Genomic DNA, 20,780 nt, shown 5'->3' with positions numbered 1-20,780 from the left:
ACCCCGTCGTCAATTCCAGCACGGCCGCGGCCGCCATCCTGGACGAACTGTGGGAAGCGAACCGGCCCTACATCCGGGCCTGCCTGTAACTCGGTCTACCGACGCCGGATCAGCCGGGCCGAGGCGAAGCCCAACCCGGCGGTCAGCGCGCCGACGCCGAGGAACAGCGGGCCGAAGCCGGTGTGGGTGGCGATGGTGCCGTACAGCACCGGACCGATGCCCTGGCCGATGAAGAAGCTCGACGCGAACAGGGCCAGCGCCGACCCGCGGGCGGTCGGCGCCAGCTCCGTCGCCTGGGTCTGCATGGTGTTGTGCAGCATGTAGAAGCCGAAGCCGGCGACCAGGAAGGCGAGGCTGACCACCGGCCAGGGCACCGGGAAGGCGATGACCAGATAGGCCAGACCGGCCGCCAGACCGCCGGCCTTCATCATGCCCCATTGGCCGAGCGAGGCGATCAGCCGCCGCACCACCGCACTGTAGACGACGCCGCCGATGGCGAAGGCGGCGATGGTCAGCCCGGCCTGGAAGGCGCCGGCCGCGCCATGTTCGATCAACACCGGCGCCACGAAGGGAAAGACGCCGAAGATCAGCAGACCTTCCGCCGCCACGGTGGCGAAGACGAACAGCGACGCCGGGTTGGTCAGCACGGTGGCATAGCGCCGCTGCGCCTCCGCCACAGACAGCGGCGAGCGCGTTTCGACCTCGCGCGCCAGCCCGACGAGGGCCGCGGTGCAGATCAGCGCGGTCAGGCAGGCAGACAGGCCGAACACCGCCCGCCAGCCGAAAGCCTCCGCCAAGGCACCCGACATGGCGGATCCCGACATCTGCCCGAGGATCACAGCCAACAGGAAGCGGCTGATGGCGATCTGCCGCTCCTCATAGGGAACGCGGTCGCCGATCAGCGCCATGGAGGCCGGGATGATGCCGCCGGCGAAGGCGCCGGCCAAGATGCGCCCAGCCATCACCGTGCCGTAGCTGGGCGCGACGGTGGACAGCATAAGGCCGACCGTCAGCACCGACAGCGCAAGCCGGACGAGCCGCGACTTGCCGATGGCGTCGCCCACCGGACCCAGCACGATCTGCATCAGCGCATAGGGCAACGTGTAGGCGGACGCCAGCAGCGCCGCCTGCCGGACCGTCACGCCGAGATCGTCGGCGATCAACGTCAGCATCGGATCGGTGGTGCGCAGGGAGAAGGCACTGGCAAAGCCGGCGAGGCCGAGCAGGAAGATCAGACGCATGGAGGATCCGGACGGCAAAGGTGACGGTTGTGGACCTTAACCGGATCGCGCATCCCCGTACCGCAGTGCGGCGGTGATGGCAGGCATGCGCGTGTCGCAGGATCGTTCGTACACGAGATTGCCTGGCCAGTAATCGATCAAGCCTCTCCGTCGTGCCATCCTGGGTGCGCCTGCACATCACTCTCCTCGGCGGGAGCCGAACTCTCCCGGGACAGCAGAGGACACCTGTCGGCGATTGCGGCTCCCGCTCTCAGCTCATCGCCACCAGACTGGCGTTGCCGCCGGCCGCGGTGGTGTTGGTGCTGAGCGAGCGCTCGTTCAGCAGCCAGGCGATCTCCACCCCCTTGCCGCCGGCCGGGACGCCCTGGGTCAGGACGATGGGGCCGGGCAGCTCGGCGATGCGGCTGCTGGCGCCCAACAGGCGGGCGGACTCGCCCTCCACCAGCGCGCCGGCCAGCGGCCCGAACGACAGCCAGTTCGCCGACAGCCGTACGCGGTTGGCAAGTTCCGCCGGCAGGGTCTTCAGGCCGACAACGACCGCAGCGTCGCCATCCACCACCACCTCGTTGCCGGTGGCGAGCGCCGCCCCCAGCAGGCGGTAGAGACCGTCTTCCGTCTGCGGCAGCAGCAGGATGCGGCCGCGCGGGATCAGGCTGTAGATATTCTGCTCACCCACCGGACCGGCCAGCTCGATGCTGCCGCCGACGGGGGAATGCTTTGTCAGCGCGCGCAGCTCGGTGGCGATCTCCGCCCTGCCCTGGTCAGCCAGCCAGTCGGCGAAGAGCTGGGCCGGCGCACGTACGGCATCGCCGCCACGCACACCCAGCTCCAGCGCGGGACGTACCGACAGCAGGCGCGACAGGTACAGCGGGCCGCCGGCCTTCGGGCCGGTGCCGGACAGGCCATGGCCGCCGAAGGGCTGTACGCCGACCACCGCACCGATGGTGTTGCGGTTGACGTACAGGTTGCCGGCCTCGATGCGTCCGGTCACCCGGTCGATGGTGGCGTCGATGCGGGTGTGCAGGCCGAAGGTCAGGCCATAGCCGGTGCCGTTGATGGCGTCGATCAGCCTGTCCAGATCGTCGCGGCGGAAGCGCAGGACATGCAGCACCGGACCGAACACCTCGCGCTGAAGGTCGGCGATGGCGTCGATCTCGATGATGGTCGGCGCCACGAAGGTGCCGTTGACGGTCTCCGGCGGCAGCGGCAGCGACTCCACCCGCCTGCCCTTGCCCCGCATCGCCTCGATGTGGCGGGCGATGCCGTCGCGCGCCTCCCCCGTGATGACCGGGCCGACATCCACCGCAAGCCGGTCGGGACTGCCGATGCGCAGTTCGCGCATCGCGCCCTTCAGCATGGTCAGCGTACGGTCGGCGACATCCTCCTGCAGGCAGAGGATGCGCAGCGCCGAGCAGCGCTGGCCGGCGCTGTCGAAGGCCGAGGCGATCACGTCGCCGACCACCTGCTCCGCCAGGGCGGAGCTGTCGACGATCATGGCGTTCTGCCCGCCGGTCTCGGCGATCAGCGGGATCGGCGTGCCGTCCGGCGCCAGCCGCCCGGCCAGCTGGCGCTGGATCAGGCGGGCCACCTCGGTGGAGCCGGTGAACATCACCGCGCGGGTGCCGGCATGGCCGACCAGGGCGGCACCGACCTCGCCGGCACCGGGCAGAAGCTGGACCGCGCCGGCCGGAACCCCGGCAGCGTGCAGGAGGCGCACGGCCTCCGCCGCGACCAGCGGGGTTTCCTCCGCCGGCTTGGCCAGCACCGGGTTGCCGGCGGCCAGCGCCGCCGCGACCTGACCGGAGAAGATGGCGAGCGGGAAGTTCCACGGGCTGATGCAGACCACCGGCCCCAGCGGCAGGTGGGTGTCGTTGGCGAAGCCGTCGCGGACCCTGGCGCCGTAATAGCGCAGGAAGTCGATGGCCTCGCGCACCTCGGCGATGGCGTTCGCGGTGGACTTGCCGGCCTCGCGGATGATCAGACCGAGCAGGGTCGGCATCCGCGCCTGCATCGCGTCGGCGGCACGGAACAGGCAGGCGGCGCGCTCGGCCGGCGGGGTGGAGGCCCAGACCGGAGCGGCGGCCTCGGCGAACAGGAAGGCGTCGGCGATGTCGGCCGGGCCGGCCTCGACGCAGTGTCCAACGACGTCGCGGTGGTCGGCCGGGTTCAGCACCGGCTGGGCTTTGCCCTGGCGCCCGCCATCCGCCAGCAGCGGGGCGGCGGTCCAGGCGACGGTGGCGCTGTCTCGCAGCGCAACGGACAGATCGGCCAGGACAGTCTCGTTCGACAGGTCGAGGCCGGCGGAGTTCGCCCGCTCGGCGCCGTAGAGGTCCTGCGGCAGAGCAATCAGCGGGTTCCTTCCACCCACCGGGAGGGCGGCGCGGGCCTGGGCCACCGGGTCGGCGACCAGATCGTCGATGGACACGCTCTTGTCGGCGATGCGGTTGACGAAGGAGCTGTTGGCGCCATTCTCCAGCAGGCGGCGGACCAGATAGGCCAGCAGCGTCTCATGGGTGCCGACCGGGGCATAGACGCGGCAGGGCCGCTTCAGCGGGCCGACCACCTCCTTGTAGAGCGGTTCGCCCATGCCGTGCAGACACTGGAACTCGTACTGGCCGACCTGGAAGCCGGCGGGGTTCAGATGCTCGGCCATCCGGTAGATGGTGGCCAGGGTCTGGGCGTTGTGGGTGGCGAATTGCGGAAACACCGCGTCGGGGGCACCCAGCAGCCGGCGGGCGCAGGCGACATAGGAGACGTCGGTGTGCAGCTTGCGGGTATAGACCGGGAAATCCTCCAACCCGTCGACCTGGGCGCGCTTGATCTCGCTGTCCCAGTAGGCACCCTTCACCAGACGCACCATCAACCGGTGGCCGCTGCGCCGGGCCAGATCGACGACGAAGTCGATGACATAGGGGCAGCGCTTGCCATAGGCCTGCACGACGAAGCCGATGCCGTCCCAGCCCTTGAGGTCCGGGTCGAAGCACAGCGATTCCAGCAGGTCGAGCGACAGCTCCAGCCGGTCGGCCTCCTCGGCGTCGATGTTCAAGCCGATGTCGTAGCTGCGGGCGAGCCGGGCCAGCGCGGTGACGCGCGGCAGCAGCTCCTCCATCACGCGCTGTGCATGAGCCCGCGAATAGCGCGGATGCAGGGCGGACAGCTTGATCGAGATGCCGGGGCCGTCATAGATGCCGCGCCCGGCCGAGGCCTTGCCGATGGCGTGTATGGCTTTCTCGTAGTCGGCGTAATAGCGGTCGGCGTCGGTGGCGGTGGTGGCCGCCTCGCCCAGCATGTCATAGGAGTAGCGGAAGCCGTCCGCCTCCATCTTTCGGCTGTTGGACAGCGCCTCGTCGATGGTCTGGCCGGTGACGAACTGCTCGCCCATCATCCGCATGGCGAAATCGACGCCGCGGCGGATCAGCGGCTCGCCGCCGCGCAGGATCAGCTTGGTCAGGGCGGAGGACAGCGCCTGCTCGCCGCCGAAGCTGTCGGCCAGCACGCCCGTTACCTTGCCGGTGACCAGCAGCCCCCAGGTCGCGGCATTGACGAACAGCGACGGGCTGTTGCCGAGATGGGCCCGCCAGTCGCCGCCGGCGATCTTGTCGCGGATCAGCGCGTCGCGGGTGGCGCGGTCGGGAATGCGCAGCAGCGCCTCCGCCAGGCACATCAGCGCCACGCCCTCCTGGCTCGACAGGCTGTATTCATGGATCAGCCCCTCCACCCCACGGCCCTGCGGCTTGGCGCGCAGCGCCGAGATCAGCGTGCGCGCGGTCTGCGCCGCCGCCGCGGTCACCTCCGCCGGCAGAGCCGCCTGATCGACCAGCCACGCCACGCAGTCCGGCTCCGGCCGGCGGTAGGCGGCGGTGATCGCCTGGCGCAGCGGCCCGGCCGGACGAACGGTGGGGGCGAAGGCGCGAAAGGGCCGGCTCCGCTGGAGAGGGACGGCTCGGAAGCGGGGGCGACGCTCGGGTCGGTCATCTGGTTCATCGCGTGGCTGGCTCTGGTCGGGGGCTTGGGGCGGCTTCGAAAAGCCCGTGTCCGGCAGTCGGCGAGGCCGGTCCAACGCCTGTCAGGCTAACCGATTTTCCAGGATCCTTTCCATCTGGTATTTTCGCTATTTATCAATAGTAAATTCTGTTTTTTACCTGATACTCAGAACAAATGATGGGTAATCCCGGAAAACATCAGAATATCCGGCCTGTTCTTGGCGATGCGCTTCCGGCAATTCCATTTTTGCAGAATAAAATTCGGCTGTATGGCTCAAATTCCGATAATATGCGTGGATTATCGGCCTCACTTCGGGAGATTTGACGGGATGCCGGCGCAGACGCCCGAACGGCCTGGAGTCAGCCTTTCAGCGGCTTGGACCGGGTGGTTTCCGGCGGCTTGCGCACGGGAAGCGGCGGAGCGGCCTTCTCCGTGCCGCCCTCGCCCAGATAGGTCTGCGCCGCGGCGACGACCGAGCGCCAGGGGCGTTGCAGCGGGAATTCCGGCCAGCCGCCGGAGAACAGGCCGGAGATCATCCAACCCGCCATCAGCGTCACCGCCAGTTGTTCGGAAAAGCCGCCGGTCTTCAAAATCGGCAGGGCGAAATTGCGCCGCCGCTTGATCGGCCACAGCAGCGGCAGACCGGCTGGGGTCAGCAGATCGCCGGCCAGATGGGTGAGATAGCCGACGATGAAGGGGATCAGCACATGCTGGTAGGCGGCATGCTCGTGCAGAACCCACAGGCAGCCGGCAATGGCCAGCGCGGAATGGGTGACGCCGCGATGGCCGAAGATGTTGGAGATCGCGGTGGACAGCGGCTTCACCATCTGCCCCAGCGTCGATTTCGGGTGGTCGATGTCCGGGGCCAGCGCCCCCAGAATCGCCGCCCCGAAGGCGACCGCGTCGAAGGTCATCCCGTACCGGCTCGACAGGTAGAACCAAGTGGCGCCACCGACGATTATGTGAGAGGACGCCATCACAGTCGGATCACCGGGGCCTGGAGCTGGTCTCTGTCGGGACGGCGTCTGCGCCTGACCCGAAATGGGGGTAGCTTGACCTTAGAATACTCTCCGGCTCCAGAACAATAAGCCAAGGTGAAAGGAGGGATTCCTTAAACGCATAACCTCCATGCGTTCGACAACGATGAGTTGCCGGAGGGTTGTCGCAGACCGACGATTCACTCCGTGCTGGTCTTTGCCTGGGTCGCTTCGATTTCATCCAGCACGGCTTCAGGGGCGACGTCCTGGCGAATGATGCCCAGTTCGGCATCGACCTCCGTTTTCACCCCCAGATGGTCGGCGATGGAAGAAACCAAAGTGCCCAGCTTCATCATCTCATGCTCGGCCCGCAGACTGATCTGAAGATCCAGGTCGGTCGGTGCGCTTGTCCGACACCACGGCCATGCGGTTCTGGCCGATGAGGACGAAGGTCGAGAGAAAGATCGCCTCCACCGACGCAATCATCGCCAGCACGACACTGAGACCAGCGGGCTGGGGCAGCGGATAGGCGGGGGGCGCGTTGTGCCGTCATGGCGCCTCCGCGTCTGTGGCGGCGGTCCGATATCCGCCATGGCCGCCGCAGGCAGAAAGCCGGAGCCGACGGCAACCGTTCCCGCCATTGCCCGTTGGGCAACTCCCGGAACGCCGTGGTTTGCGCGCCTGTTGGGGTAGCAGACGACCAAACCAGCAGGAAGGAGCACCGTCATGCCACGCCACATGATGCGACGTTACTCGGAAACAGGTTATTCGCAGCCAGACGGTGCGGGCTGGCTGTCCGCGCGTGGGCTGGCGATGATGGCCGGCGGGGCGGCGCTGGCCCTGGTGGCGAGCCGTCTGCTGCCGCCGGTGGTGGCGCAGCTGGCCGGCACCGCCCGCCATGCCGCCGGCCGCGACGGCATCGACGCGCTGGTCGACGACCACCGCCACATCCAGGACCTGCTGGTGGAGATGGTCCAGACCCCCATCGACGCGCCGGGCCGCCGCAGCCAGCTGCTGCTGCGGCTGAAGCGCCGGCTCGCCGCCCATGCCATGGCGGAGGAGGATGTCGTCTATCCGCTGCTGCACGAAGAGGCGCGAAAGGAGGAGGACGCCAAGCATCTCTACGGCGAGCATGCCGAGATGAAGATGCACCTCTTCATCCTGGAACAGACGCCGAAGGACGACCCGCGCTGGCTCGCCGTCGCGCTGGACCTGAAGCGCATCGTCGATGGCCATATCCGGCAGGAGGAGGAGATCGACTTCCCTGCCCTGCGCAACAGCCTGGATGACGGCCAGACCGCCATCATGTCCGGCGGGATCGCCCGCGAGAAGGCACTGATCCTCTGACCATCGCCTTCCGATAAAGGGCCGGCCGGCGGCGGAACGCTCCGGCCGCCGGCCCTGTTGCCCAGGCTTCAACAGGTGGCCGAAGAGGAAAGACGTCCATGAGAGCATTGGTCTGGCACGGCGCCAACGACATCCGCTGCGACACGGTCCCGGACCCGGAGATCGAGCATCCGCGCGACGCCATCGTCAAGGTGACGACCTGCGCCATCTGCGGCTCAGACCTTCACCTGCACGACCATGTCATGCCGGGCATGGAGAAGGGCGACATCGTCGGCCATGAATTCATGGGCGAGGTGGTGGAGGTGGGGTCCGACGCCAAGAGCGCGTTGAAGGTCGGCGAGCGGGTGGTGGTGCCCTTCACCATCTGGTGCGGCGAGTGCGACCAATGCAAGCGCGGCAACTATTCGGTCTGCGAACGCTCCAACCGCAACAAGGCGCTGGCCGACAAAATGTTCGGCCACACCACCGCCGGGCTGTTCGGTTACACCCACCTGACCGGCGGCTATGCCGGCGGGCAGGCCGAGTATGTGCGGGTGCCGATGGCCGACCGCACCCACATCAAGATCCCCAGCGGGTTGACCGACGAGCAGGTGCTGTTCCTCGGCGACATCTTCCCCACCGGCTGGCAGGCCGTCGCCCAGTGCGACATCCAGCCGACCGACAGCGTGGCGATCTGGGGCTGCGGCCCGGTCGGGCAGATGACCATCCGCAGCGCCATCCTGCTCGGCGCCAAACAGGTGATCGCCATCGACCGCGTGCCGGAACGGCTGGCGATGGCCAGGGCCGGCGGCGCCATCACCATCGATTTCGAGGAGGAGAGCGTCGTCGAGCGGCTGAACGAGCTGACCGGCGGCAAGGGTCCGGAGAAATGCATCGACGCCGTCGGCATGGAGGCGCACGCCACCGCCACCGTCGACAGCATGATGGACCGGGCCAAGCAGGCGCTGATGCTGGAATCGGACCGCGCCCATGTGCTGCGCGAGATGATCTATGTCTGCCGCCCGGCCGGCACCCTGTCGATCCCCGGCGTCTATGGCGGGCTGATCGACAAGATGCCCTTCGGCATGGCGATGAACAAGGGCCTGACCTGGCGCATGGGCCAGACCCACGTCAACCGCTGGACCGACGACCTGCTGAACCGGATTCAGGAGGGACAGATCGATCCGTCCTTCGTCATCACCCACACCGTTCCGCTCGATCAGGGCCCTGAGATGTACAAGACCTTCCGCGACAAGCGGGACGGCTGCATCAAGGTGGTCCTCAAACCCTGAGGTGACGACATGGCCTATTACGACCGCTCCTCGACCGGAGACACGCTCGCCCGCGGGCTGGGCTGGTTCAGCATCGGCCTGGGCGTCGCCGAACTGATGGCCGGCCGAACCATCGCCCGCTGGATGGGGATGGAGGACAGGACCACCCTGATCCGCGCCTATGGCGTGCGGGAGATCACCGCAGGCGTCGGCCTGCTGGCGCTCGGCGATCCGAAGCCCTGGATCTGGAGCCGCATCGCCGGCGACGCCGTCGACATGGCGACGCTGGCGGCGGGGATGGCCCCTGGTTCCAAAGTCAACCCGCGCGCCGGCAACGCCCGCATCGCCTTCGGCGCGGTGGTGGCAGCAACGGCGCTCGATGTGGTCTGCGCCCAGGCGCTGCACCGGGAGGAGGCCTATTACCGCAGCCTGCCGGTTCCGGACTACAGCGACCGCAGCGGCTTTCCCCGCCCGGTCTCCGCCATGCGCGGGGCCGCCAGCGACGCGCCGATCCGCGATGACATGCGGACGCCGATAATCCTGCAATTCCAGGGCGCCGCCGACGCCGGGTTCCCCTCTCCCCGGGGGGAGAGGGGGATTCCACCGTAAAGGCGGGCGGTCAGGACGACAGCGTCTTGTTGATCTTCAAGGCCACCAGCGTGCAGACCGCACCGGACAGCAGATAGAGGCCCGACGCGATCAGCCCGAAATGGCTGGACAGGAACAGGGCGACGAAGGGCGCGAAGCCGGCGCCGAACAGCCAGGCCAGATCGGAGGTCATCGCCGACCCGGTGTAGCGGTATTGCTGGCTGAAGCCCGATGCCACCGACCCCGACGACTGGCCGAAGGACAGGCCGAGGATGACGAAGCCCAGCACCATGAACACCAGCTCGCCCACCTTGCCGCCGTCGAGCAGCATCGGCGCGAAGCCGCTGAACACCGCGATCGCCGCCGCACAGGTGCCCAGCAGAGTCCGCCGCCCGACCCGGTCGGCGATGTAGCCCGAAGCGACGATGGCGAGCGTGCCGAAGACGGCGGCGATCACCTCGATCACCAGGAAGACGCCGGTCTCCTGGTTGGCGTTCAGGAAGATCCAGGACAGCGGGAAGACGGTGACCATGTGGAACAGGGCGAAGCTCGCCAGCGGGGCGAAGGCGCCGATCACCACGCGCTTGCCCTCCACCTGCAGCGTTTCGACGACAGGCGCCGGCTGCAGTTCGCGGTTCAGGAACAGGCGTTCGAACTCCGGCGTCTGTACGAGTCGCAGGCGGGAGAACAGGGCCACCACATTGATGGCGAAGGCGACGAAGAAGGGATAGCGCCAGCCCCAGGCGAAGAAATCCTCCGCCGACAGGCTGTTGACCATGTAGGCGAACAGGCCGCTCGCCACGATCAGGCCGATGGGCGCACCCAGCTGCGGGATCATGGCATACCAGCCGCGCCGGTTCTCCGGCGCGTTCATCGCCAGCAGCGAGGCCAGACCGTCCCAGGTACCACCGAGCGCAATTCCCTGCCCGATGCGCGACAGCGCCAGCAACCAGGCGGCGGCTGCGCCGATGGCCCCGTAGTCCGGCAGGAAGGCCAAAGCCACGGTGGAAATGCCCAGCAGGAACAGGGCGATGGTCAGCTTGACGCTGCGCCCGTAACTCTCGTCGATGGCCATGAAGATGAAGGTGCCGATCGGACGCGCGACGAAGGCCAGCGCGAAGATGGCGAAAGACCAGAGGGTCCCGGTCAGCGGATCGACATAGGGGAACACCAGCTTCGGAAAAACGATCACGGAAGCGATGGCGTAAACGAAGAAGTCGAAAAATTCGGAGGTTCGACCGATGATCACGCCGATGGCAATCTCTCCGGGATTGACCCCGTGATGCCGCGCGTTCACCAGCCTCGCATCCCGTTCTACGGCCGCAATCGATGAAGTCATCATGTCGGCTCCGGCTGCGTTATTTCGCTTGCGATGATCCGCAGATCATACAATATGTCACCTCAACAGTCGGTGATCTGTCAAGCGCGCAGGAGTGAGGCATTGGACAAATTGTCCAATGTCGGGGCTAGGCTATTGCCGCTAGCTCTCTCCCCAAAGCAAACCTTTGATACAGGTCCTGCCTTGAGCCGTTATCGCGCAATCGCCCTGCTGCCAGTGATGGCGGCGTTGAGTGGCTGCAACCTGGTCGTGCTGAACCCGGCCGGCGACGTTGCAAGCCAGCAGGGTGACCTTGTGGTCATCTCCACCCTGCTGATGCTTCTGATCATCGTCCCGGTCATGGCGCTTACCGTGCTGTTCGCCTGGCGTTACCGTCAGTCCAATAACACGGCCCGCTACGAACCGGACTGGGACCATTCGACGCAGCTTGAACTGGTGATCTGGGCCGCCCCGCTGCTGATCATCATCTGTCTGGGTGCCATCACCTGGGTGACCACCCACAAGCTCGACCCCTTCCGGCCGCTCGACCGCATCGCGTCGGACAAGCCGGTCGCCGCCGGTGCCAAGCCGCTGGACGTGCAGGTGGTGGCGCTCGACTGGAAATGGCTGTTCGTCTATCCGGAATACGGCATCGCGTCGGTGAACGAGATGGCGGCCCCGGTCGACCGGCAGATCCGCTTCAGCCTGACCGCCTCGTCGGTGATGAACGCCTTCTACGTTCCGGCGCTGGCCGGCATGATCTACACCATGCCGGGCATGGAGACGAAGCTCCACGCCGTGATCAACGAGCCGGGGACCTACAAGGGGTTCTCGTCCAACTACAGCGGCGCCGGCTTCTCGCACATGCGCTTCAACTTCCTCGGCCTCTCGAACCAGGATTTCGACGGCTGGGTGTCGAAGGTGAAGTCGTCCGGCGGTTCGCTCGACCGCAACGCCTATCTGGCGCTGGAGAAGCCGAGCGAGGCGGTTCCGGTCCAGCATTTCGGCACCGTCGATCCGAAGCTGTTCAACGCCGTCGTGAACCTGTGCGTGCGTCCCGGCACCATGTGCATGAGCGACATGGCCGCCATCGACCGTGCGGGCGGGCTGAATGCCGGCGGCAAGGCCTCGGCCGACGCCATCCTGCGGGCCAACACGCTGGCCGGCTTCCCGGACACGCAGCCGACCGGCCTGTGCACCGTCGCCGAGGCTGTTGAAGCCGCCGCCAACTCGGGCGCCGCCGTGCAGCGCCCCACCGTCACGCCGATCAGCGCGTCCGCCTCCCCGGCCGGGCCGCTGCGGCTGGCCAATCCCTGATTGGGCACACCGGCATGCTTGAGACACTGACGACCTTCCTCTTCGGGCGCCTCAGCCTGGAGTCCTTCCCCTATCACGAGCCGATCGTCGTCGCGACCTTCTTCGCGGTGATGCTCGGCGGCATCGCGCTGGTCGCCGCCCTCAGCTATTTCAAGCTGTGGGGCTATCTGTGGAAAGAGTGGTTCACCACCGTCGACCACAAGCGCATCGGCATCATGTACATGATCCTGGGCCTGATCATGCTGCTGCGCGGCTTCGCCGACGCCATCATGATGCGCGCCCAGCAGGCCATCGCCTTCAACGGCAGCGAGGGCTACCTCAATTCCCACCATTTCGATCAGGTCTTCACCGCCCACGGTGTGATCATGATCTTCTTCGTCGCCATGCCGCTGGTGACGGGGCTGATGAACTATGTCGTGCCGCTGCAGATCGGCGCGCGTGACGTGTCCTTCCCGTTCCTGAACAATTTCAGCTTCTGGATGACCGTCGGCGGCGCCGTGCTGATCATGGCCTCGCTGTTCATCGGCGAGTTCGCCCGCACCGGCTGGCTGGCCTATCCGCCGTTGTCGGGGCTGGAGGCCAGCCCGGACGTCGGCGTCGACTATTACATCTGGGCCTTGCAGGTCGCGGGCGTCGGAACGACGCTGTCGGGCATCAACCTGATCTGCACGATCATCAAGATGCGCGCGCCCGGCATGACCATGATGAAGATGCCGGTCTTCACCTGGACCTCGCTCTGCACCAACGTCCTGATCGTCGCCTCCTTCCCGATCCTGACCGCCGTGCTGGTCCTGCTGTCGCTGGACCGCTATGTCGGCACGCATTTCTTCACGAACGACATGGGCGGCAACCCCATGATGTACGTGAACCTGATCTGGATCTGGGGCCATCCGGAAGTCTACATCCTGATCCTGCCCTGCTTCGGCATCTTCTCGGAAGTGACCTCCACCTTCACCGGCAAGAAGCTGTTCGGCTACACCTCGATGGTCTACGCGACCGTCGTCATCACCATCCTGTCCTATCTGGTGTGGCTGCACCACTTCTTCACCATGGGGTCCGGCGCCAGCGTGAACTCCTTCTTCGGCATCACGACGATGATCATCTCGATCCCGACGGGTGCGAAGATCTTCAACTGGCTGTTCACCATGTACCGCGGCCGCATCCGGTTCGAACTGCCGATGATGTGGACCATCGCCTTCATGCTGACCTTCGTCATCGGCGGCATGACCGGCGTGCTGCTGGCGGTGCCGCCGGCCGACTTCGTCCTGCACAACAGCCTGTTCCTGATCGCCCACTTCCACAACGTCATCATCGGCGGCGTGCTGTTCGGTCTGTTCGCCGGCATCTACTACTGGTGGCCGAAAGCCTTCGGTTTCCGCCTCGACCCGTTCTGGGGCAAGATGTCCTTCTGGTTCTGGGTGATCGGCTTCTACTTCGCCTTCATGCCGCTCTATGTCCTGGGCCTGATGGGCGTCACCCGCCGCCTGCGCGTGTTCGAGGATCCGTCGCTGCAGATCTGGTTCCAGATCGCCGCCTTCGGCGCCGTCCTGATCGCGCTCGGCATCGGCTCCTTCCTGATCCAGATCGCCGTCAGCATCCTGAAGCGCAAGCAGCTGGTCGACGTCACCGGCGACCCGTGGCACGGCCGCACCCTGGAATGGGCGACCTCCTCGCCGCCGCCGGACTACAACTTCGCCTTCACGCCCGTGATCCACGACAATGACGCGTGGTGGGACATGAAGAAGCGCGGCTATGTCCGTCCGCTGGAAGGCTTCCGCCCGATCCACATGCCGAGCAACACCGGCGCCGGCATCATCCTGGCCGGCCTCAGCACGGCACTCGGTTTCGCCCTGATCTGGCACATCTGGTGGCTGGCGGCGGTGAGCTTCATCGGCCTGCTGGCGGTCGCCATCGGCCATACCTTCAACTACAACCGCGACTTCCACATCCCGGTGGATGAGGTGGTGCGGACCGAGAACGAGCGGACCCGTCTGCTCTCCGGACAGGTGTAAAGCATGACGACGACCGTTGAAGCCATGCATGGCGGCCACGCGGGGCACGACACCCCGCGCGGCGCCACCCCGCCCGTCTTCTATGTGAGGGACGAGCACGCCCACGAAGCCGCCAGCACCGCGCTCGGCTTCTGGATCTACCTGATGAGCGACTGCCTCATCTTCGCGGTGCTGTTCGCGACCTACGGCGTGCTGGGCACCAGCTACGCCGCCGGCCCGACGCCGAAGGAGCTGTTCGACCTGAAGCTGGTGGCGCTGAACACCTCCATGCTTCTGTTCTCCTCCATCACCTATGGCTTCGCCATGCTGGCGATGGAGAAGGGCCGCACCGCCCAGACCCAGGGCTGGCTGGTGGTCACGCTGCTGTTCGGCCTCGCCTTCCTCGGCATCGAGCTGTTCGAGTTCGCGCATCTGATCCATGAGGGCGCCGGCCCGTGGCGCAGTGCCTTCCTGTCGTCCTTCTTCACGCTGGTCGGCACCCACGGCCTGCACGTCACCTTCGGCAGCGTGTGGCTGGTGACGCTGATGGTCCAGGTCGCCCGCCGCGGCCTGATCCCGGCCAACCGCCGGCGCCTGATGTGCCTCAGCATGTTCTGGCACTTCCTGGACGTCATCTGGATCGGTGTGTTCACCTTCGTCTATCTGATGGGAGCGCTGCGATGAGCACCCACGCGCACAGCGACCACCACGCCGATCATGGGCATGGTCATGACGATCATGGCCACCCCGCGGGCGCCCACGGCACCTTCGGCAGCTATATGATCGGCTTCGTCCTGTCGGTGATCCTGACGGTCATCCCGTTCTGGCTGGTGATGAACGGCACGTTGGACAACACGACCACCACGGCCGTGATCCTGGTGCTGTCCGTCGTCCAGATCATCGTCCACATGGTTTACTTCCTGCACATGAACGGCCGCGTCGAAGGTGGCTGGTCGATGTTGGCGATGATCTTCACGATCATCGTCGTCTTCATCATGTTCTCCGGTTCGCTGTGGGTGATGTACCACCTGAACTACAACATGATGCCCGGCATGAGCCACGACATGAGCAAGATGCCGTGACCGCACTGCCGTCCGCGCCCCCAGCGGGCGGTTCGGCGAAGAGGGCCCGCCCGGTCTGGGCGCTGGCCCTCTTCGGCCTTCTGGCGCTCGCCGGCATCGCCGGCCTGACCGCGCTCGGCATCTGGCAGCTCGAACGCCGGGTGTGGAAGCTCGATCTGATCGAGCGGGTGGACGCCCGCATCCATGCCGCGCCCGTCCCGGCCCCGGGACCGGAGTCCTGGGCCTCGGTCAGCGCCACTTCGGACGAATACCGCCGGGTCGCCGTCACCGGCCGTCTCCTCAACGACCGCGAGACGCTGGTCCAGGCCGTCAGCGATCTGGGCGGCGGCTTCTGGGTGATGACCCCGCTGGTCACCGACCGCGGCTTCACCGTCCTGGTCAACCGCGGCTTCGTGCCGCCGGAAAAGCGCGACCCCGCGACCCGCGCCGACGCCCAGCCGCAAGGTGCCGTGACCGTCGCCGGCCTGTTGCGCATCAGCGAGCCGAAGGGCGGCTTCCTGCGCAGCAACGACCCGGCCGCCGGCCGCTGGTATTCCCGCGACGTGACCGCCATCGGCGCCGCGAAGGGGCTGAGCGATGTCGCCCCCTATTTCGCCCCCTATTTCATCGACGCCGACAGCACCCGCAATCCCGGCGGCTGGCCGGTCGGCGGGCTGACCGTGATCAGCTTCCCCAACAGCCATCTCAGCTATGCGCTTACCTGGTTCACGCTGGACCTGATGCTGATCGGCGCGGCCCTGTTCGTCATCCGCAGCGAGATGCGACGCCGGAGGACATGAAACAGGCGCTTCCTCTGGCGAAACCTTCCAATTGGAATAAGAATGAAACGATATATCGGAAATTACAGGCAATGTCTTTTCGGTCTTTTGAGATATTATTCCCCTCTTGAGAAGACAGGCACTATTTTTATCGGAAATAGAGAAATTTATATAAGTATTTTTATTCTGAGAAAATCACTCCACCAGATATAATAAATGCCGGAAATATTCAAAAATCTGCTATCTTATTTTATGCCAATGAAATTACATTCAAATCTAGGATTGTCCGTCATCACGCAAAAGCCGTCTAGCATATTTCGATATAAAATTTTTCTAAATCCTCGATTCTACCTTTGATTTGAGAGAATTATACATATCAACGTAATGATTCATTGCTTCTTGAAATTTTCCATTCTTCACCTCTCTTGAAGCCAAAGAAATTGACTTGAATATATTTTCATATACTTCTACTTGTTCGCATTTATGCATTTCATTTATTGCCTCCACTATTTTCGGAGAATTCTCTTTATACTCCTCCAACATTTTTTTACCGTCATTCGTTTTTATAACGAATTCATCCCGAAGCTGCCTCATTAACTTTAATTGCTCACAATCATCTCCAAGACCAGCAAAATCAACGTAAGCACCCGTCAAGTAGCAACTGGATCTCTTTCTTCCAGCACCATGGGATTCAAAGTGATCTTTCTTCTCATATTCAGAACAATATCCATCCTTCGTAGATCCTCCGCTAAAAACACCTTTGGAGCAATAAGACAGTCCATTTTCTGGACGAACTAACCAAGCGCATCCCCTGAAACAGCCCGCCGACTCATCTGGAGAGAAACTACTGCATCCAGCTATCCCATTCCTTGGATGCTTACCTCCTCCCAATGAACAAAAAATTGAACCAATATCTCCTTTTGAATTTGCTCCCTCATAATACCCGCATCCATAGCACTTAGAGTTATATTTACTGGTCATTTAATCGCTCCGTATTACCGCTGTCCTGCACGTCAAGATGCAGATGCTCACGCCTCAATCACGCCGCAAATCGATAATTTGAATCACTCTAGAGCCATACCAAGACACCGATACTATAATGTCGATGCTTTCGCCTATAGATCCACTCAGCCCATTAACCATGGAAAACGAAATTTTATCAATCTGGCCAAAGAACAAAATTGGCACCACTTTTTAAAGTGACTGTTTCAATATATTTTGGCTTTCCAACATTTCTTCCGTCGGTGTGACAATACACCCTAACCGTATCGCCTTTCCAAGAATCGTGCCAATTAGTTACCGCCACGCCCCTGTCATTTAAATTATCAGGGTACAAATCCCTGCCATTTCTGTTATCACATTCGTAAACTAGTATTCCATTTTTTATGGGATTCCCATTTCTTGACCACAGAATTTTAAATGTAACATTGAAAGACATATTGTATTTCCCATCTTTACGTTGCGCTTCATGAAGAAAATTTCACATATCAGTATAACACCGATTTAGATCAATTCAACAATGACCTCAGCACTGCGTCTTTAAGTCTCACTGTCTGCCAAAGACAGCAACAAGTTGTCTGTGAAGAGAAGCATTAGAGCAATTTGCCATGTCGAAAGATTTAGACGGAAATACCAAGCAGGCCAGGGGGGATGGAACCTCGTCCCGCCTCCACTTCGCGACCGGCATGAAGGTTTCGATCTCCCAGCGTTGCCGGTTGGCATGCTTGTAAACTGCATCCCTCTTGGTCATCGAGCAAAGGGCGAGGCTTTCGACAGAGCGGCAAGCGCTTCCTAAAAATCCACCTAAAACTCCCCTGCCGCCGGTAACTCTCTATATAAGTCGGTGTGCTGATGAACCGGGCGAGGAACAGGACGTCTTTCGTGCGCGACCCCACCGACCGCAAAAATCTGTTCCTGCTCGTCCAACTGCGTTGGCTCGCCGTCGTCGGGCAGATCGTGACGATCCTGATCGTCCATCTTCAGATGGGCATCCGCCTGCCACTGCTGCCGATGGCCTCGGTGATCTTCGTGCTGATCGCGCTGAACATCGCCAGCCTGATCCAGATCCGGCGCAGCGCCAACGTCTCCAACACCCAGCTGTTCCTGGAGCTGCTGATCGATGTCTGGGCGCTGACCCTGCAGCTCTATCTCAGCGGCGGTGCTTCCAACCCCTTCATCTCGCTGTATCTTCTTCAGGTGGCGCTGGGGGCCGTGCTGCTGGAGGCCTGGTCGGCCTGGGCGCTGGTGCTGGTGGCGACCGCCGGCTTCACCTGGCTGACCGGCACCTTCCAGCCGCTTCCCCTGCCCCATGTGCATGAGGGCGAGCTGTTCAGCCTGCACATCCAGGGCATGTTCATTTGCTTCGTGCTGGCGGCGAGCCTGCTGGTCCCCTTCCTCACCCAGATCAACCGCAACCTGCGCGCCCGCGACGCCTATCTGGCCGAACTGCGCCAGCGCTCGATGGAAGAGGCGCACATCGTCCGCATGGGCCTGCTGGCGTCGGGTGCGGCGCATGAGCTGGGAACGCCGCTCGCCACCCTGTCGGTGATCCTCAACGACTGGCGCCGCATGCCGTCGCTGACGTCCGATCCCGATCTGGCCGACGAGATGGCGGAGATGCAGAACCAGATCGACCGCTGCAAGGCCATCGTCTCCGGCATCCTGCTGTCGTCCGGCGAGGCGCGCGGCGAAGGAACCGTGCGCACCACGGTGAAGGGCTTCCTCGACGGGCTGGTCGCGGACTGGCTGTCCAGCCGCTCGCCGGGCCGCTTCGACTACGACAACACCGTCGGCCCACAGGAACGGATGATCGCCGACCTCGCCCTCAAACAGGTGCTGTTCAACGTGCTGGACAATGCGCTGGAAGCCTCACCGGGCTGGATCGGCGTCGCCGCCTTGCGGCAGGGCGACAATCTGGTGGTGGCGATCAACGACCGCGGCCCCGGCTTCGACCCGGCCATCCTGGAGGAGTTGGGCAAGCCCTACCGCTCGACCAAGAAGCGGCCGGGCAGCGGGCTCGGGCTGTTCCTGGTGATGAATGTGCTGCGCAAGCTGGGTGGAACGGTGTCGGCCAAGAACCGGGCCGGCGGCGGCGCCACCGTGACGCTGACCCTGCCGCTGTCCGCCCTGTCGCCGGGAGGCGCCGATGGAGACGATTGAATTGGAAGAGGAGGCCCTGCGCACCCTGCTGATCGTCGAGGACGATGCGTCCTTCGCCCGCGCCCTGCGCCGGTCCTTCGAACGCCGCGGCTACGAGGTCCATGCCTGCGCCGGGCTGGAGGAGATGCGGGAGCTTTTGCAGACGGTGGACCCCGACTATGCGGTGATCGACCTCAAGCTCGCCACCGGGTCGGGCCTCGAATGCGTGAAGGAACTGCACGAGGCGGACGAGGAGACCCGCATCGTCGTGCTGACCGGCTTCGCCAGCATCGCCACCGCGGTGGAAGCGATCAAGCTCGGCGCCTGCCACTATCTGGCCAAACCGTCCAACACCGACGACATCGAGGCGGCCTTCGACCGCATCGAAGGCGACACTTCCATCGCGCCCACCGTCCGCACCACCTCGATCAAGAACCTGGAGTGGGAGCGCATCCACGAGACGCTGGTGGAAACGAACTTCAACATCTCCGAGACCGCGCGGCGGCTCGGCATGCACCGGCGCACGCTGGCGCGCAAGCTGGAGAAGAAGCGGGTGCCGTGATCCGGACACCCGCAGCGTTCCTTACGAAAACTCCCGCACCGTGTGCAGGTGGTTGAGCGGGCCGTGGCCGTGGCCGAAGCCGGGGGCGGTCAGGATCGCCGTCTCGACATAGCGCCGCGCCCGCGCCACCGCATCGCGCGTGGTAAGGCCCTGGGCCAGACCGGCGGCGATGGCCGAGGACAGGGTGCAGCCGGTGCCGTGGGTGTGCGGGGTGTGGACACGCTGACCCTGGAACACCGTCTCGCCCTCTTCGGTCAGGAGCAGGTCGTAGAGGGTGTCGTCCTCCAGATGGCCGCCCTTCAGCAGCACCGATTTCGGGCCGAAGCTCAGCATCAGTTCGGCGGCGCGGCGCATGTCGTCGAGGTCGCGGATCGGCAGGTCGGTCAGCGCCTCGGCTTCCGGCAGGTTGGGTGTCACCACCTCGGCCAGCGGCAGCAGCCGCTTGCGCAGGGTCAGCACCGCGTCGGGGTCGAGCAGGTGGTGGCCGCTCTTGGCGATCATCACCGGATCGAGCACCAGCGGCACGTTGACGGCGCGCGCCTCATACTCCGCTGCCACCGCCTCGATGACGGGCGCGTTGGCAAGCATGCCGATCTTCACCGCGTCAGCGCCGATATCTTCCAGCACCAGCTTCATCTGCAGGGCGACGAAAGCCGGGTCGACCGGCACCACGCCATAGACGCCGGTGGTGTTCTGCGCCGTCAAGGCCGCGATGGCGGTCATGGCATAGGCGCCGAGCGCGCTGACCGCCTTGATGTCGGCCTGGATTCCGGCACCGCCGCCGGAATCGGATCCGGCGACGATCAGGACGCGGCCAGTGATGGTGCTGCCATTGATGCTGTTGTCACTCATTGCGCGGCCTCCAGGCTGCGGGTGGCGCTGGCCTGGATGGCCCCGGCGATGTCGGCGACCACGCTGTGGACCAGCGCCGCGTCGTCACCCTCCGCCATCACGCGGATGAGCGGCTCGGTGCCCGACTTGCGGATCAGCAGGCGGCCGCCCGACGCCAGGCGCGCCTCGCCCTCCTTGATCGCCTGCTGGACGGCGGCATCCTCCAGCGGCTTGGTCCCGGCGGTGAAGCGGACGTTGGTCAGCTTCTGCGGCACCGGGTCGAACACACGGCAGACCTCGCTGGCCGAGCGGCCATCGGCCTGGATCAGCACCGCCAGCACCTGCAAGGCGGCGATCAGCCCGTCGCCGGTGGTGGAATAGTCGGACAGCACGACA

Annotated in this window: 18 protein-coding genes and 1 pseudogene; 10 read left to right on the top strand and 9 right to left on the bottom strand. The window is 64.5% G+C overall.

Annotated features, from left to right (window positions below; translation table 11 throughout):
- Positions 1-95: 95 nt before the first annotated feature.
- The 5 genes from I71_RS02825 to I71_RS39380 all read right to left on the bottom strand — a co-directional run bounded on the left by I71_RS02825 (position 96) and on the right by I71_RS39380 (position 6,697).
- Positions 96-1,241: an MFS transporter gene (locus I71_RS02825; RefSeq protein WP_042690175.1), complete on the bottom strand. Its 1,146-nt coding sequence runs from the start codon at positions 1,239-1,241 to the stop codon at positions 96-98.
- Positions 1,242-1,491: 250 nt separating this feature from the next.
- On the bottom strand, positions 1,492-5,118 hold the full coding sequence (gene putA / locus I71_RS02820; RefSeq protein WP_244433595.1) for a trifunctional transcriptional regulator/proline dehydrogenase/L-glutamate gamma-semialdehyde dehydrogenase: 3,627 nt from the start codon (positions 5,116-5,118) through the stop codon (positions 1,492-1,494).
- Between the two features lie 466 nt (positions 5,119-5,584).
- The gene (locus I71_RS02815; RefSeq protein WP_049975889.1) at positions 5,585-6,202 is read right to left on the bottom strand and encodes a metal-dependent hydrolase; all 618 of its coding nucleotides are present in this window, start codon (positions 6,200-6,202) and stop codon (positions 5,585-5,587) included.
- Between the two features lie 200 nt (positions 6,203-6,402).
- Complete coding sequence (locus I71_RS39385) at positions 6,403-6,558, bottom strand: hypothetical protein (RefSeq protein ID WP_244433594.1); 156 nt, start codon at positions 6,556-6,558, stop codon at positions 6,403-6,405.
- 1 nt (position 6,559) lies between these two features.
- Entirely contained in the window at positions 6,560-6,697 is a 138-nt protein-coding gene (locus tag I71_RS39380; RefSeq protein ID WP_244433593.1) for a hypothetical protein, read from the bottom strand.
- Between the two features lie 231 nt (positions 6,698-6,928).
- Between I71_RS39380 and I71_RS02805 the strand changes: the two genes are divergently transcribed.
- From I71_RS02805 to I71_RS02795, 3 genes are all read left to right on the top strand, one after another.
- Positions 6,929-7,549, top strand: coding sequence for a hemerythrin domain-containing protein (locus tag I71_RS02805; protein ID WP_042690168.1), 621 nt, complete (start codon positions 6,929-6,931; stop codon positions 7,547-7,549).
- A 98-nt stretch (positions 7,550-7,647) separates the two neighbouring features.
- Positions 7,648-8,820 carry a zinc-dependent alcohol dehydrogenase gene (locus I71_RS02800; protein ID WP_042690165.1) on the top strand — a complete coding sequence of 391 codons (1,173 nt, stop codon included), beginning with the start codon at positions 7,648-7,650 and terminating at the stop codon, positions 8,818-8,820.
- A 9-nt stretch (positions 8,821-8,829) separates the two neighbouring features.
- Positions 8,830-9,408: a hypothetical protein gene (locus tag I71_RS02795; RefSeq protein WP_042690161.1), complete on the top strand. Its 579-nt coding sequence runs from the start codon at positions 8,830-8,832 to the stop codon at positions 9,406-9,408.
- Positions 9,409-9,418: 10 nt separating this feature from the next.
- On the opposite strand, the gene I71_RS02790 is transcribed toward I71_RS02795, so the two are convergent.
- Positions 9,419-10,729 (bottom strand): MFS transporter, encoded by a 1,311-nt coding sequence (locus I71_RS02790; protein ID WP_042690157.1) that lies wholly within the window; start codon positions 10,727-10,729, stop codon positions 9,419-9,421.
- 180 nt (positions 10,730-10,909) lie between these two features.
- Between I71_RS02790 and cyoA the strand changes: the two genes are divergently transcribed.
- The 5 genes from cyoA to I71_RS02765 are packed head-to-tail and all read left to right on the top strand — an operon-like array spanning position 10,910 to position 15,874.
- Positions 10,910-12,022 (top strand): ubiquinol oxidase subunit II, encoded by a 1,113-nt coding sequence (gene cyoA, locus I71_RS02785; protein ID WP_042690152.1) that lies wholly within the window; start codon positions 10,910-10,912, stop codon positions 12,020-12,022.
- A 14-nt stretch (positions 12,023-12,036) separates the two neighbouring features.
- A complete protein-coding gene (gene cyoB / locus I71_RS02780; protein ID WP_042690147.1) occupies positions 12,037-14,034 on the top strand; it encodes a cytochrome o ubiquinol oxidase subunit I in 1,998 nt (665 codons plus the stop codon).
- A gap of 3 nt (positions 14,035-14,037) precedes the next feature.
- Entirely contained in the window at positions 14,038-14,697 is a 660-nt protein-coding gene (gene cyoC / locus I71_RS02775; protein WP_375731167.1) for a cytochrome o ubiquinol oxidase subunit III, read from the top strand.
- Positions 14,694-15,095: a cytochrome o ubiquinol oxidase subunit IV gene (cyoD, locus tag I71_RS02770; protein ID WP_042690143.1), complete on the top strand. Its 402-nt coding sequence runs from the start codon at positions 14,694-14,696 to the stop codon at positions 15,093-15,095. The genes cyoC and cyoD overlap by 4 nt, the downstream gene beginning before the upstream one ends.
- Positions 15,092-15,874, top strand: a complete 783-nt coding sequence (locus tag I71_RS02765) for an SURF1 family protein (RefSeq protein ID WP_042690139.1) — start codon at positions 15,092-15,094, stop codon at positions 15,872-15,874. The genes cyoD and I71_RS02765 overlap by 4 nt, the downstream gene beginning before the upstream one ends.
- A gap of 312 nt (positions 15,875-16,186) precedes the next feature.
- Here I71_RS02765 and I71_RS37075 read toward each other — a convergent pair whose 3' ends face one another.
- The gene (locus I71_RS37075) at positions 16,187-16,834 is read right to left on the bottom strand and encodes a hypothetical protein (protein WP_148294130.1); all 648 of its coding nucleotides are present in this window, start codon (positions 16,832-16,834) and stop codon (positions 16,187-16,189) included.
- A gap of 900 nt (positions 16,835-17,734) precedes the next feature.
- Here I71_RS37075 and I71_RS02760 point away from each other — a divergent pair.
- Positions 17,735-19,012, top strand: coding sequence for an ATP-binding protein (locus tag I71_RS02760; RefSeq protein WP_244433592.1), 1,278 nt, complete (start codon positions 17,735-17,737; stop codon positions 19,010-19,012).
- Positions 18,999-19,553 carry a response regulator transcription factor gene (locus I71_RS02755; RefSeq protein ID WP_042690134.1) on the top strand — a complete coding sequence of 185 codons (555 nt, stop codon included), beginning with the start codon at positions 18,999-19,001 and terminating at the stop codon, positions 19,551-19,553. The genes I71_RS02760 and I71_RS02755 overlap by 14 nt, the downstream gene beginning before the upstream one ends.
- Before the next feature lie 21 nt (positions 19,554-19,574).
- Here I71_RS02755 and thiD read toward each other — a convergent pair whose 3' ends face one another.
- Together thiD and I71_RS02745 are read right to left on the bottom strand one after the other, a co-directional pair.
- Complete coding sequence (gene thiD, locus I71_RS02750; RefSeq protein ID WP_083896934.1) at positions 19,575-20,405, bottom strand: bifunctional hydroxymethylpyrimidine kinase/phosphomethylpyrimidine kinase; 831 nt, start codon at positions 20,403-20,405, stop codon at positions 19,575-19,577.
- Positions 20,402-20,780 (bottom strand): annotated as a pseudogene (locus I71_RS02745) (phosphoglucosamine mutase); the annotation flags it as partial. The pseudogene I71_RS02745 and the gene thiD, both read right to left, overlap by 4 nt.

Source organism: Azospirillum sp. B506, assembly GCF_000333595.1.
GTDB lineage: Bacteria > Pseudomonadota > Alphaproteobacteria > Azospirillales > Azospirillaceae > Azospirillum.
This window is presented reverse-complemented; position numbering and strand designations above follow the sequence as displayed.

Bases quoted from the DNA above. Each gene is read 5' to 3' on its own strand.
- I71_RS02825 (WP_042690175.1), bottom strand. From the start codon at position 1,241: ATGCGTCTGATCTTCCTGCTCGGCCTCGCCGGCTTTGCCAGTGCCTTC.
- I71_RS02815 (WP_049975889.1), bottom strand. From the start codon at position 6,202: ATGGCGTCCTCTCACATAATCGTCGGTGGCGCCACTTGGTTCTACCTG.
- I71_RS39385 (WP_244433594.1), bottom strand. From the start codon at position 6,558: ATGATGAAGCTGGGCACTTTGGTTTCTTCCATCGCCGACCATCTGGGG.
- I71_RS02805 (WP_042690168.1), top strand. From the start codon at position 6,929: ATGCCACGCCACATGATGCGACGTTACTCGGAAACAGGTTATTCGCAG.
- I71_RS02800 (WP_042690165.1), top strand. From the start codon at position 7,648: ATGAGAGCATTGGTCTGGCACGGCGCCAACGACATCCGCTGCGACACG.
- I71_RS02795 (WP_042690161.1), top strand. From the start codon at position 8,830: ATGGCCTATTACGACCGCTCCTCGACCGGAGACACGCTCGCCCGCGGG.
- I71_RS02790 (WP_042690157.1), bottom strand. From the start codon at position 10,729: ATGATGACTTCATCGATTGCGGCCGTAGAACGGGATGCGAGGCTGGTG.
- cyoB (WP_042690147.1), top strand. From the start codon at position 12,037: ATGCTTGAGACACTGACGACCTTCCTCTTCGGGCGCCTCAGCCTGGAG.
- cyoC (WP_375731167.1), top strand. From the start codon at position 14,038: ATGACGACGACCGTTGAAGCCATGCATGGCGGCCACGCGGGGCACGAC.
- cyoD (WP_042690143.1), top strand. From the start codon at position 14,694: ATGAGCACCCACGCGCACAGCGACCACCACGCCGATCATGGGCATGGT.
- I71_RS37075 (WP_148294130.1), bottom strand. From the start codon at position 16,834: ATGACCAGTAAATATAACTCTAAGTGCTATGGATGCGGGTATTATGAG.
- I71_RS02755 (WP_042690134.1), top strand. From the start codon at position 18,999: ATGGAGACGATTGAATTGGAAGAGGAGGCCCTGCGCACCCTGCTGATC.
- thiD (WP_083896934.1), bottom strand. From the start codon at position 20,405: ATGAGTGACAACAGCATCAATGGCAGCACCATCACTGGCCGCGTCCTG.